Annotated in this window: 10 protein-coding genes; 7 read left to right on the forward strand and 3 right to left on the reverse strand. The window is 72.6% G+C overall.

The genetic code is table 11. The annotated features are described in order from the left end of the window. Positions 1 to 383 (reverse strand): DUF6325 family protein (locus CR470_RS28495; protein WP_097870387.1); only part of this gene is annotated, 383 nt, incomplete at its 3' end. 266 nt (positions 384 to 649) lie between these two features. Here CR470_RS28495 and CR470_RS28500 point away from each other — a divergent pair. From CR470_RS28500 to CR470_RS28520, 5 genes are all read left to right on the forward strand, one after another. Then, positions 650 to 2,521, forward strand: coding sequence for a methylmalonyl-CoA mutase subunit beta (locus tag CR470_RS28500; RefSeq protein WP_097870379.1), 1,872 nt, complete (start codon positions 650 to 652; stop codon positions 2,519 to 2,521). Then, positions 2,521 to 4,746 (forward strand): methylmalonyl-CoA mutase, encoded by a 2,226-nt coding sequence (gene scpA, locus CR470_RS28505; RefSeq protein WP_097870380.1) that lies wholly within the window; start codon positions 2,521 to 2,523, stop codon positions 4,744 to 4,746. Before CR470_RS28500 ends, scpA begins: the two co-directional genes overlap by 1 nt. 12 nt (positions 4,747 to 4,758) lie before the next feature. Beyond that, on the forward strand, positions 4,759 to 5,796 hold the full coding sequence (meaB, locus tag CR470_RS28510) for a methylmalonyl Co-A mutase-associated GTPase MeaB (protein ID WP_097870381.1): 1,038 nt from the start codon (positions 4,759 to 4,761) through the stop codon (positions 5,794 to 5,796). 158 nt (positions 5,797 to 5,954) lie between these two features. Beyond that, on the forward strand, positions 5,955 to 6,443 hold the full coding sequence (locus CR470_RS28515; protein WP_097870382.1) for a MarR family winged helix-turn-helix transcriptional regulator: 489 nt from the start codon (positions 5,955 to 5,957) through the stop codon (positions 6,441 to 6,443). Continuing rightward, a complete protein-coding gene (locus CR470_RS28520) occupies positions 6,440 to 7,729 on the forward strand; it encodes an MFS transporter (RefSeq protein ID WP_097870383.1) in 1,290 nt (429 codons plus the stop codon). Before CR470_RS28515 ends, CR470_RS28520 begins: the two co-directional genes overlap by 4 nt. A 4-nt stretch (positions 7,730 to 7,733) precedes the next feature. On the opposite strand, the gene CR470_RS28525 is transcribed toward CR470_RS28520, so the two are convergent. After that, entirely contained in the window at positions 7,734 to 8,525 is a 792-nt protein-coding gene (locus CR470_RS28525; protein WP_097870384.1) for an ABC transporter ATP-binding protein, read from the reverse strand. 149 nt (positions 8,526 to 8,674) lie between these two features. On the opposite strand from CR470_RS28525, the gene CR470_RS28530 reads away from it, so the two are divergent. Further along, positions 8,675 to 9,682: an ABC transporter substrate-binding protein gene (locus tag CR470_RS28530; protein WP_097870385.1), complete on the forward strand. Its 1,008-nt coding sequence runs from the start codon at positions 8,675 to 8,677 to the stop codon at positions 9,680 to 9,682. A 93-nt stretch (positions 9,683 to 9,775) separates the two neighbouring features. On the opposite strand, the gene CR470_RS28535 is transcribed toward CR470_RS28530, so the two are convergent. Next, positions 9,776 to 11,011: a M20 family metallopeptidase gene (locus CR470_RS28535; RefSeq protein WP_097870386.1), complete on the reverse strand. Its 1,236-nt coding sequence runs from the start codon at positions 11,009 to 11,011 to the stop codon at positions 9,776 to 9,778. A gap of 137 nt (positions 11,012 to 11,148) precedes the next feature. Here CR470_RS28535 and CR470_RS28540 point away from each other — a divergent pair. Further along, a partial coding sequence (locus CR470_RS28540) for a condensation domain-containing protein (protein WP_257138946.1) occupies positions 11,149 to 12,802 on the forward strand: 1,654 nt, incomplete at its 3' end.

A 12,802-nucleotide genomic window follows, 5' to 3' on the forward strand; every position in this document is an offset into this window, starting at 1 on the left:
CCCCCCAAGCGCTCGTGCGCGACGAACGCGCCGCCGGCCTCGCGGGCCGCGCGGGCGAGCCGCGTGGTCCACAGGTCCTCCCGGACGACGATCGCCACGACATCGCCCGCCGGTACTCCCCGGTCGAGCCTTTCCACGTCCTCGGGGCTGAGCACCGCCGCCGCCCCGCCCTCCGCCGGATCGGCGGGAACCACTCCCTCGGGGTCCAGCTCCCGCAGTTCCACCGGGGCCGGCGCGCCGCCCCCGGCCCTGCGGACGAACGCCAGATCGCCGGCCCGTACGGCTCCGGACGACACGGCGTCGGCGAGCACGGGGGCGACCGACCCGGTGAAGCGACTGCCGGGGAAGGCGATGACGAGGTACTCCACAGGTCCGACGGCCACGGTCGCGTCCTCTCCCTATCCCGGCGGCAACAGGGCGCCGGGGTGGATACGGCATTCGAGGGATGACATAAAAGATCAGGAAACTTCGCACATAATATGCACCACTGTCCGGATTCATCCCGATGTCGAGAACCGTCGTGTTGCCACTGTCCGCCCGCCACGCCGATTACGCGACCGTATGTAAAGGATCAAGTGCATACCCGGGAGGGCAAGGTCACAGCACGTGCCCCTGCTGCTGGCTCAGCGCACTGCCCTAGCATCTGAGCATGACGGTCCAGCCTGCTGACGGGCTCTCTCCGGCCGCCGCGTTCCCCGACCCCTCCCATGACCAGTGGCAGACCCTCGTCGAGGGCGTACTGCGCAAGTCGGGCAAGGAAGTCTCGGGCTCGGCCGCCGAGGAAGCGCTGTCCACCACACTGGAGGACGGGCTCACCACCCGCCCCCTCTACACCGCACACGACGAGTCACCGGACACCGGCTTTCCCGGGTTCGCCCCCTTCACCCGGGGCAGCAGGGCCGAGGGGAACGCGGCAGGCGGCTGGGACGTGCGCCAACGCCACACCCTGACCGACCCCGCCCGGCTCAACGAGGCGGTGCTCGGCGATCTGGAGAACGGGGCCACCTCCCTCTGGCTCACCGTGGGCGGCCCGGTGGGCGTCCCCGTCGACGGGCTCGCCCGGGCGCTGGAAGGCGTGTACCTCGACCTCGCGCCCATCGCCCTCGACGCCCCGGCCGACCTGGACGCCGCCGCGAGGGAGCTGCTGCGGCTGTACGGGGAACGCGGCGTCGCCAAGGACGAGGCGCGCGGCACGCTGGGCGCCGATCCGCTCGGCCACGAGGCCCGGACGGGCGTCGAGGCCGACCTCACCTCCGCCGTGCGCTGGGCGCGCGTGTGCGACGCGGAATACCCGGGGTTGCGGGCCGTCGCCGTGGACGCGTTGCCCTACCACGAGGCGGGCGGTTCGGCAGGCGAGGAGCTGGGACTCTCCCTGGCCGCCGGAGTCGCCTATCTGCGGGCCCTGACCGGTGCCGGGATGAGTGTGGGAGCTGCCTGTGGGCAGCTGGAGTTCCGCTACGCGGCCACCGCGGACCAGTTCCTGACCATCGCCAAGCTGCGCGCCGCACGCCGGCTGTGGGCGCGGGTCGCCGAGGCCTCCGGAGCCCCCGCCGCCGGGGCCCAGCGGCAGCACGCCGTCAGCTCGCCGGTGATGATGACGCGCCGCGACCCATGGGTGAACATGCTGCGCACCACGCTGGCCACGCTGGGCGCGGGGGTGGGCGGCGCGGACTCCGTGACCGTGCTGCCGTTCGATCACGCGCTGGGCCTGCCCGACGCGTTCGCGCGGCGGATCGCCCGCAACACCTCGACGATCCTCATGGAGGAGTCTCACCTCGCGCGGGTCATCGACCCGGCCGGCGGCTCCTGGTACGTGGAGCGGCTGACCGACGAACTCGCCTCGGCCGCCTGGGCGTTCTTCCAGGAGACCGAGCGGGCGGGCGGTCTGCCCGCCGCGCTGCGCTCCGGGATGGTCGCGGAGCGGCTCGCCGCCACCTGGGCCGCACGCAGTGCGAAGCTGGCCCGTCGCAGGGAGCCGATCACCGGGGTGAGCGAGTTCCCGCAGCCGGGCGAGCGCCCGGTGGAGCGCGAACCCGCGCCCGACGCGTACGCCGGGGCCCCGGGCGGTCTGCCCCGGGTCCGGCGCGACGAGGCGTTCGAGGCGCTGCGTGCCCGGTCGGACGCGCACCTCGCGGCGACCGGGAGCCGCCCGAAGGTGTTCGTCGCCGCGCTCGGTCCGGCCGCCGCGCACACCGCGCGGGTCTCCTTCGCCGTCAACTTCTTCGGGGCGGGCGGAATCGAGGCGGTGCACGAGCAGGTGTCGGAGGCCGTCGAGGAGGGGGCCACGGCCGGCGGCGCGCTGACCGCCTCCGGTGCGACGGTCGCCGTTCTGTGCTCGTCGGACGCGCTGTACGCCGAGCAGGCCGAGCAGGTGGCCGGGGCGCTGAAGTCGGCGGGGGCCGCACAGGTGTTCCTCGCCGGCCGGCCCGGCGAGTACGCCGGTGTCGACGCTCACATCTTCGCGGGCTGCGACGCGGTCGCCGTTCTCACCTCCGTACTCGACCGCATGGGAGTGGCGTGATGCCGACATCGCCCACGGATCAAGAACCCTCCGTCCCCGACTTCTCCGACGTGCCGCTCACGTCCGCCGCGCCGCCCGCCGGCTCCGCCGGGGAGTGGCAGGCGGCCGTGACCGAGGCCGCCGACGGCGCCGAGGCCCCGCTCTGGGAGACGCCCGAGGGCATCACGGTCAAGCCGCTCTACACCGGTGAGGACCTGGAGGGTCTGGACGCGCTGCACTCGTATCCGGGGATCGCCCCGTATCTGCGCGGGCCCTACCCGACGATGTACGTCAACCAGCCCTGGACGATCCGTCAGTACGCCGGGTTCTCCACGGCCGAGGAGTCCAACGCCTTCTACCGGCGCAACCTGGCCGCCGGGCAGAAGGGTCTCTCCGTCGCCTTCGACCTGCCGACCCACCGGGGGTACGACAGCGACCACCCCCGGGTGACCGGCGACGTCGGCATGGCCGGGGTGGCGATCGACTCGATCTACGACATGCGCCAGCTGTTCGACGGCATTCCGCTGGACCGGATGTCGGTGTCGATGACGATGAACGGCGCGGTGCTTCCGGTGCTGGCGCTGTACATCGTGGCCGCCGAGGAACAGGGCGTACCGCCCGAGAAGCTGGCCGGGACCATTCAGAACGACATTCTGAAGGAGTTCATGGTCCGCAACACCTACATCTATCCGCCGTCGCCCTCGATGCGGATCATCTCCGACATCTTCGCGTTCACCTCACGGAAGATGCCGCGCTACAACTCCATCTCGATCTCCGGCTATCACATCCAGGAGGCCGGGGCGACGGCCGATCTGGAGCTGGCGTACACGCTCGCCGACGGCGTGGAGTATCTGCGCGCCGGCCAGGAAGCCGGGCTGGACGTCGACGCGTTCGCGCCGCGGCTGTCCTTCTTCTGGGCGATCGGCATGAACTTCTTCATGGAGGTCGCGAAGCTGCGGGCGGCCCGGCTCCTGTGGGCGCGCCTGGTGAAGCAGTTCGACCCGAAGAACCCCAAGTCCCTCTCCCTGCGCACCCATTCGCAGACGTCCGGCTGGTCGCTGACCGCGCAGGACGTGTTCAACAATGTGACGCGTACGTGCGTGGAGGCGATGGCCGCGACGCAGGGGCACACCCAGTCGCTGCACACCAACGCGCTGGACGAGGCGTTGGCGCTGCCCACCGACTTCTCGGCGCGGATCGCCCGTAACACGCAGCTCCTGCTCCAGCAGGAGTCCGGTACCTGCCGGGTCATCGACCCGTGGGGCGGCAGCGCGTACGTGGAGAAGCTGACGCGGGACCTGGCGGACCGGGCCTGGCAGCACATCGAGGAGGTCGAGGCGGCCGGCGGCATGGCGAAGGCCATCGACGCGGGCATCCCCAAGCTCCGGGTGGAGGAGGCCGCCGCGCGCACGCAGGCGCGGATCGACTCCGGGCGGCAGCCGGTGATCGGGGTGAACAAGTACCGGGTGGAGACCGACGAGAAGATCGACGTCCTCAAGGTCGACAACTCCTCGGTGCGCACCCAGCAGATCGAGAAGTTGCGCCGGCTGCGCGAGGAGCGCGACGAGATGGCGTGCCAGGAGGCGCTGCGCGCGCTGACGGCCGCCGCCGAGCGCGACCCGGGGCCGGGCCTGGAGGGCAACCTGCTGGCGCTGGCGGTCGACGCGGCGCGGGCGATGGCCACGGTCGGGGAGATCTCGGACGCACTGGAGAAGGTGTACGGGCGGCACGCCGGGCAGATCCGTACGATCTCCGGTGTGTACCGCAAAGAGGCAGGAGAGTCCCCTTCGGTGGACCGCACCCGCGCACTGGTCGAGGCCTTCGAGGAGGCGGAGGGCCGCCGTCCGCGCATCCTGGTCGCCAAGATGGGGCAGGACGGGCACGACCGGGGCCAGAAGGTGATCGCCACGGCCTTCGCCGACCTGGGCTTCGACGTGGACGTCGGCCCGCTGTTCCAGACGCCGGGCGAGGTGGCGCGGCAGGCCGTCGAGGCCGATGTGCACATCGTGGGCGTCTCCTCGCTGGCGGCGGGGCACCTGACCCTGGTGCCGGCGCTGCGCGAGGAGCTGGCCGCCGAGGGGCGCGAGGACATCATGATCGTGGTGGGCGGGGTGATTCCGCCGCAGGACATCGAGGCGCTGCACGAGGCGGGCGCGGCCGCCGTCTTCCCGCCGGGGACGGTGATCCCGGACGCGGCCCACGACCTGGTGACGCGGCTCGGCGCCGCGCTCGGCCACGAGCTGTGAGCCGCTGACCGGATGGCTGCGAAGATCGACATCGACGGTTATGTGCGGGGCGTTCTCGACGGCAGGCGGGCGTTCGTGGCGCGCGCGATCACGCTCGTCGAGTCGACCCGGGCCGAACACCGGGTGCTGGCCCAGCAGTTGCTGAGCCGACTGCTGCCGCACGCGGGGGCGGCCCGGCGGATCGGGATCAGCGGGGTGCCGGGCGTGGGCAAGTCCACGTTCATCGACGCGCTCGGCACGATGCTCACGGGGCTCGGACACCGGGTGGCGGTGCTGGCGGTCGACCCGTCCTCCAGCCGTACGGGCGGCTCCATCCTGGGCGACAAGACCCGGATGGAGCGCCTCGCGGTGGACCCGGCCGCCTTCGTCCGCCCCTCCCCCACGGCGGGCACGCTGGGCGGGGTGGCCAAGGCGACCCGGGAGTCCATCGTGGTGATGGAGGCGGCGGGCTACGACGTGGTGCTGGTGGAGACGGTGGGCGTCGGGCAGTCGGAGACGGCGGTGGCCAACATGGTCGACACGTTCCTGCTGCTGACGCTGGCCCGTACCGGCGACCAGTTGCAGGGCATCAAGAAGGGCGTCCTGGAGCTGGCGGACGCCATCGCGGTCAACAAGGCCGACGGACCGCACGAGCGTGACGCCCGCTCGGCCGCGCGCGAACTGGCGGGCGCACTACGGCTGATGCATCCGGCGGACGCGGCCTGGACGCCCCCGGTGCTCACGTGCAGCGCGCGTGAGTCGAGCGGTCTCGACACCCTGTGGGAGCGGCTGGAGCAGCACCGGACACTCCTGGAGTCGACCGGCCGGCTGGCGGCCAAGCGCCGCGACCAGCAGGTGGACTGGACGTGGACGATGGTCCGCGACGAGTTGCTGGACAGCCTGCACAGCCATCCGGCGGTGCGGAAGCTCGCACCGGAGCTCGAACGGCGGGTCCGGGAGGGCACGTTGACGGCGACGCTGGCCGCCGAGGAGATCCTCGGGGTCTTCCGCGGGGGCGAGCCCCGTGAGGGCGGGTCGCGTCGCGAGGGCGGCGCGGGAGAGTCCGGCTGAACGCGTCGGCGTCGCACGCCGAGGTGGATACGTACGGAGGGGCCCCTGGAGTGCGCCACGGGGCCCCTCGGTGTTTCCGGATACCGGCGCGACTCTCCCTGGCCGGAGACGACGCCGAAGCGGCACCGCAGTTATCACAGCACTGTTATATTAGCGCTGTGACATTTTCGGATCCCACGGCGCGACCCGACCCCTGGCACTCCCTGCACGAGCTTCTGGCAGCCATGGACGCGGAGATCGAGGACCTCTACATCGAACGGGGCATCGAGGGGGTGCGGCCTCGGTTCGCCTATCCGCTGATCCGGCTCGCCCACACCGGACCGCTGACCATTCGCGAGCTCGCGAAGTCCCTGGACCGCTCGCACTCCGCGATCAGTCAGACCGTCGCCGCCATGCGCAAGGAGGGTCTCGTCACCTCCGAGCCGGGGCCCGACGCCCGCACGCGGCGCATCGACCTGACCGAGCACGGCCGCGCGTTGGTGCCGTTCCTGGAGGCGGAGTGGCGCGCCACCCACGAGACGGTCGCCGAGCTGGACGGCGAGGTCCCGTACGCGATGACCGCCGTCGTCGAGGAGGTGCGGCGGGCCCTGGAACGCCGGTCGATGCGACAGCGGATCACGCACCACCTGGTCGAGCCACCCCGATGACGTGGCGTGGCCGCGTCCGGCTCCTCGACACCCGCCCGCTGCGTCGCAGTCAGCCGTTTCGCGACCTGTGGATCGGCACCTCCGCCTCGCAGCTCGGCGGACAGATAGCCAACGTGGCGGTGTTGGCCCAGGTCTGGGATCTGACCCGCAGCCCCGTGGGCACCGGAGCCATCGGCCTCGCCACCGGCCTGCCGATGGTGCTGTTCGGGCTGCTGGGCGGCACCTTGGCCGACACCTTCGACCGCCGTGCGGTGGTGCGGGCCACCACCGCGGGCCAACTTCTGGCCGCCACGGGGCTGTGCGCCCAGGCCCTGGCGGACAACCGCAACGTGCTGCTCCTGCTCGCCCTGGTGGCCGCGGGGACGAGCTGTGGCGCTCTCGGAGCGCCCGCCCGGCGCGCCTTCCCGGTGCGGCTGTTGCCGACCGACCAGGTCGCGGCCGGTCTCGCGCTGACCAACGTCTCCTTCCAGGCGGCGATGCTGACCGGCCCCGCGCTGGCCGGGCTGATCATCGCGCGCTGGGACCTTCCCGCCGCGTACGCGGCCCAGGCCGCGGCGGTGGCAGTCGCGATGCTCGCCGTGATCCGTCTGCCTGCCATGCGGCCCGAAGGCACCGACGCGGCGGGGGGCAGGCGCCGGCCGGAGCGTGGCGGTTGGCGGATCGTCCTGCGCCGCCCGACTCTGTGGGGCTCGATGGCCACCGACCTGTCCGCGACGCTGCTCGCCATGCCCATCGCGCTCTTCCCCCTGGTCAACGAGGTTCGCTTCGGCGGAAACCCGCAGACCCTCGGCCTGTTCCTCTCGTCCGTCGCGGTCGGGGGAATCACGGCCGGTCTGCTCTCCGGCACGGTGACGCGCTGGCGGCGTGGTGGCCTGGTGCAGCTGTACGCAGCCGGCGTCTGGGGCCTGGCGCTGGCCTGTTTCGGCCTGGCGGGGCCGTTGTGGCTGGCGCTGGGCTGCCTGGCGGTGGCGGGTGCCGCCGATACCGTGTCCGTCGTCACTCGCAGCGCCCTGGTGCAACTGGAGACCCCGGACGCCTACCGGGGGCGGGTCTCCTCGGTGGAACACGTCATCGGTGTCGCAGGCCCCGAGCTCGGCAACTTCCGCGGTGGTCTGTTGGCGTCGGCCACCTCCGCCCCCTTCTCCCTGGTCTTCGGCGGGCTGTCCGCCGTTCTGGCGATCGCCGCCGTGTCCGCGGCCAACGCGCCCCTTCGCGCCTACCGCACGCCGTCGAGCGCTGCGAAGCCGCCCGCCCCCGGCGTCGTCGACGCGGCGGCGACCGGCTGAGGGCTCAGACGCCCACGGCCGGTACGCGCACGGTCGGTACGACGACGGGCGCCCCGTCGGAGGTCGCGGTGAGGATCTCCGCCTCGATGCCGTAGAGCTCGTGGACCAGTGCGGTGTCCACGGTCTCGCGGGGCGGCCCCGAGGCGACGATCCGCCCGTCGCGCATGGCGACCAGGATGTCGGCGTACCGTGCGGCGGCCGCGAGGTCGTGGAGCACCATGACGATGGTGCGCCCCTGCGCGGCGACCTCGCGGACCAGGTCCAGGACCTCCACGGCGTGGCCGATGTCGAGGGCGCTGGTGGGCTCGTCGAGCAGGACGACGGGGGTCTCCTGGGCGAGGGACATGGCGAGCCAGCACCGCTGACGCTGGCCGCCGGAGAGCTGGTCGAGGCGGCGTCCGGCCAAAGCCGCCGTACCGGTGGCCTCCAGGGCGCGGGTGACGGCCTCCTCGTCCTCCCCGGACCACTGGCGGAACAGGCCCTGGTGCGGATGGCGGCCGTACCGTACGAGTCCGGCGACGGTGACCGCCTCGGGGGCCTGCGGGGCCTGGGGCAGCAGGGCGATGCGGTGGGCGGCGTCACGCTGGCGCAGCTCCCAGACGTCGGCGTCTCCGACGAACACCCGGCCGGAGCGCGGCTGGTGGAGGCGGGCCATGGAGCGCAGGAGGGTGGATTTGCCGCACCCGTTGGGGCCGACGATCGCCACGACCTGTCCGGAGGGGACCGTCAGGTCGACCTGATCCACGGCGGTATGACCGGCGTATCCAGCGGTGAGCTGTTCGACACGGATTTCCACGAGGACCGGCCTTTCCGGAGGACAGGGGCATCACCTTGCCCGATGCCGCTAAAGTAAGGCTAACCTTAGCTCGCTCACGAGCCGACGGCCGCATCCGCGTGTCCGTACGGCCGTCACCGCTTCATGTCCCGTTGAACCCGGAGCTCTTGATGATCCTGCACCGCCGCCCCACCCGCACCGTCGCCCGAAGAGCGGCGCGCGCCGTCGCCACCCTCGGTACCGCAGCCCTGCTCCTGACGGCCTGCGGAACGGACTCCGGCTCGGGCACGTCTTCCGGGGACAAGACCGGCAAGGCGGACTCCGCCTCCTCCGCGACCCGTACGGTCAAGGACGCCACCGGCAAGGCCGTGGAGATACCGGCGGAGCCGAAGCGCATCGTCACCCTGACCCAGGAAGACCTGGACGCGGTACTGGCGCTGGACATCAAGCCGGTCGGCATCACCAACGGGCAGGGCCTGGACAAGCCGCCGGCCTACCTCGCCGACAGGGTCGGGGGCATCGACGTCGTGGGCAACCTCCTCCAGCCGGTCATGGACAAGGTCGTCGCCGCGAAGCCCGACCTGATCCTCGCCGGCGACATGCAGGACGAGCAGGTGCTCAAGCAGCTGCGGGAGATCACCCCGGCCACACTGGTGACGATGGCGCCGACCGACGACTGGAAGCTGTTCTTCCGGGGTGTCGGCAACGCCGTCAACAAGCTCGACGACGCCAACGAGTTCATCGCCCGCCACGAGGCCGCCGCCAAGGCCGCCGGTGAGAAGCTGGGCGCGAACAAGGGCGCGGAGGTCTCCATCGTCCGCTGGAACCCGGACGGACCCAGCTGGATGGAGAACAAGCAGTTCGCCAGCGGCGTCGCCCTGGAGATGGGGCTGAAGCGGCCCGCGTCCCAGAACAAGGACGGCAACGCGCACACGCCGTCGCTGAGCCTGGAGAAGATCAACGAGATCGACGGCGACTGGCTCTTCCTGTCGACGCTGACCTCGGACGGCGAAAAGGCGCTCAAGGACGTCCAGTCCAAGCCCGCCTACAAGGAGCTGGGCGCCGTCAGAGACGACCACGCGGTGACCGTCGACGGCTCGGTGTGGTCCACCCGCGGTGGCCCGCTCGCGGCGGAGGCCGTCCTGAACGACTACGTCAAGGCGCTCTCGGCCGAGTGACCTTCGGGTGACTCCACGCCGTGCGGCCCGGACCGGCGGTTCCCGGCCCGGGCCCCACGGCGTCGAACGCCCGGCAGGTCTCGCCGGGCCCCGTCAGGCGGACGGCCGGCCCGGGAGCCTCAAAGCCGCGAAGTCGGCGGCCGTCCACGCCATGCCCACCGCCCCGTCGAGCAGGGCCTGTTCGGCCGCCGGGGAGACCGCGGCCTCCGCGAACGCCGCCTCGTGCGGGCCGCAGGCTCCGCCGCTGATGTCGAGCACCGGGTGGATGGACGGCACCACGTGCGAGACGTTGCCCATGTCGGTGCAGGCGAACGGGGGGCGCTCGACCGGTTCGGCGCGGCCCAGCTCGCGGGCGTTGGCGGTCCAGAGCCGGATCAGCTCCGGGTCGCCCCGGAAGTCGAGGTAGTCGGGCTCGGGCCGCTCCAGGGTCACCTCGCAGCCGGTGGCGAGGGCCCCGGCACGGAAGCAGTCCTCGACCCGCTGCCGCAGCTCCCGGAGGTCCTCGGCGGCCAGTGCCCGTATCTCGTACGTGGCGGTGGCCCGGTCGGGTATCGCGTTGGGCGCGGTCCCGGCGGCGGTGGTGATGCCGTGCACCCGCCACTGCGGGGGCAGTTGCTGGCGCAGGAGCCCCAGGGCGACCTGGGCGACGGTCAGCGCGTCGGCGGCGTTGCGGCCCTCGTGCGGGTTGAGGCTGGGGTGCGCGGCGCGGCCGGTGTAGACGACGTCGAGGGTGCCGAGCGCGAAGGAGCGGAAGTCCGCCATCTCGAACGGACAGGGGTGCACCATCATCGCGGCGTCGACCCCGTCGAACGCTCCGGCCTCCAGCAGCAGCGCCTTGCCCGCGCCCCGCTCCTCGGCGGGAGTGCCGACGACCCGGACGGTCAGGCCGAGTTCGTCCGCGTACGGGGCGAGACCGAGGGCCGCGCCGACTCCGGCGGCGGCGATGAGGTTGTGCCCGCAGGCGTGGCCGAGCCCCGGCAGGGCGTCGTACTCGCAGGCGATGGCCACGGTGACGGGGCCGGAGCCAATCGTGGCGCGGAACGCCGTGTCCAGGCCGTGGGCGGGCGCCGTGACCTCGAAGCCGTGCGCGGCGAGGAGTTCATGGCAGAGCGCGGCGGCCTTGTGCTCCTCGAACGCGGTCTCGGGCTCGGCGTGCAGACGCCGGCTCAGGTCGAGCAGCGCCGGGGCGCGGACACCGATCGTCTCCCGCACGGCGGCCCTCAGGGCACGGGTCCGCTCACCGGCCGCATCGTCGGCCCCTGCGTCGGTACCTGTCTCGCCCCCTGCCCCGGTCCGCGTCCGAGGGCGTGGGGCTGCGGGGACGGTCATGGTCTCTCCTTGCGTTCCGGACCACCCCGGGGCGGTCGCCTGCACAGTCGGAAGTAGGTTAACTTAGCCTTACCTAAGTGTGCGCCGGGAGTCCGTTGGCCCGGTGTCCGTTGTCCTTCAGGGGAGTCGTCACACCCATGCATGAGCGTCCGAACCGCCCGACCAGCTCTTCGGCAGCGCACTCCGGCGGCGCGCCTTCCCCCGGACTCCCTCTCCTGACGGCCCAGTCGGGCATCTACTACGCACACCGGCTGGCCCCTCTCGGCGCCGAACTGAACACGGCCGACTGTGTGGAGATCGACGGGCCGCTGGACGCGGACCTGTTCGTGGAGGCCTTGGGACGGACGGTGGGCGAGGCGGAGACCCTCGCCCTGCGGGTGTCCGAGACCGACGGCCTGCCGGTGCAGCGGATCGTGCCCGCCGTCGAACCCGTGGTGCACCGGCTGGAGTTGACGGCGGATCGGGCCGAGGTATGGATGCGGGAGGACCTGGCCCGGCCGGTGGATCTCGCCGCTGACGGCGCACTGATGACCCAGGCGCTGATCCGGGTCGGCGAGGGACGCCACCTCTGGTACCAACGTGTGCACCACATAGCCGTCGACGCCTACGCCCTGTCCCTCATCGGGCAGCGCGTCGCCGAGCTGTACCGGGCGCTGGTCGCCGAAGAGCCGCCACCCGAGAGCCGGTTCGCCCCGCTGGGTGAGCTGACCGGGCAGGAGGTGGCGTACCTGGACGGTGAGGAGTACGCGACGGACCGGGCGTTCTGGACCGCGCGCATGGCGGGCTCCTCCGTCGCCACGCCCCGCCGCTCCCCCGCCCCCTCGGACGGACCGGACGACGGCCCGCTCCATCGGACCACCGATCTCCCCGCCGAGACCCTGGAGCGGCTGTCCGGGGCGGCGCGTGCGGCGAAGGCGACCTGGGCCGAGCTGGTGGTGGCCGCGACCGCCGGTCATCTGCACCGGCTCACCGGCGTCGAGGACGTCGTGCTGGGCCTGCCGTTGACCAACCGGCGGGGGCCGGCGGCGCTGCGGACCCCGGCCATGACCGTGAACGTCCTGCCTCTGCGGATCTCCGTGCGCCCGGGCGACACCGGAGCCGAACTGCTGCGCCGCGTGGTGCTGGAGATCCGCGAGGTCCGCCGCCACCAGCGCTATCCGCAGGCCGACCTGCGCCGCGACCTGGCCCTGGAGTCGGCCGACACCCCGCTGACCGGTCCGATGGTCAACGTCAAGCCGTTCGACGGCGCCCTCGACTTCGCCGGGGCCACGGGCACCGTGCGCAATCTCGCGGCCGGGCCGGTGGAAGGTCTCGCGGTCGGCGCGGCCCCCGTGCCGGGCGGGGGCCTGCGGCTCACCCTGGACGCCAGCCCCTCCGCGTACGGGCCGAAGGACCTCGCCGCCCACGAGGACACCTGGCTGCGCTATCTGGACGGCCTGACCGAGCTGCTGCTGACCGACCCGGAGCGCCCGATCGGCACCCTGGACCTGCTCACCGGCGAACAGGTGCGCGAGGCCGTGACGTACGGCCGCTCCGAGCCTGCAGCCCCCCTCACCCTTCCCCGGTCGTTCACCGCGCAGGCGGCCCGGACACCGGACGCCGTCGCCGTGCGCTCCACCGTGGCGGGCACGTTCCGGGGGGCGAACTCCGAGGGAGCCTCCGGAGCGGACGCGTCCTCGGACGCGGGCACGCCGGGAGCCGCCGGGACCGGGGCCCGGCTCACCTTCGCCGAACTGGACGCCGCCTCCGACCGCCTGGCCCACCTGCTGACCGGACTCGGCGCCACCGGAG

This window comes from Streptomyces sp. rh34 (genome assembly GCF_002551245.1).
GTDB lineage: Bacteria > Actinomycetota > Actinomycetes > Streptomycetales > Streptomycetaceae > Streptomyces.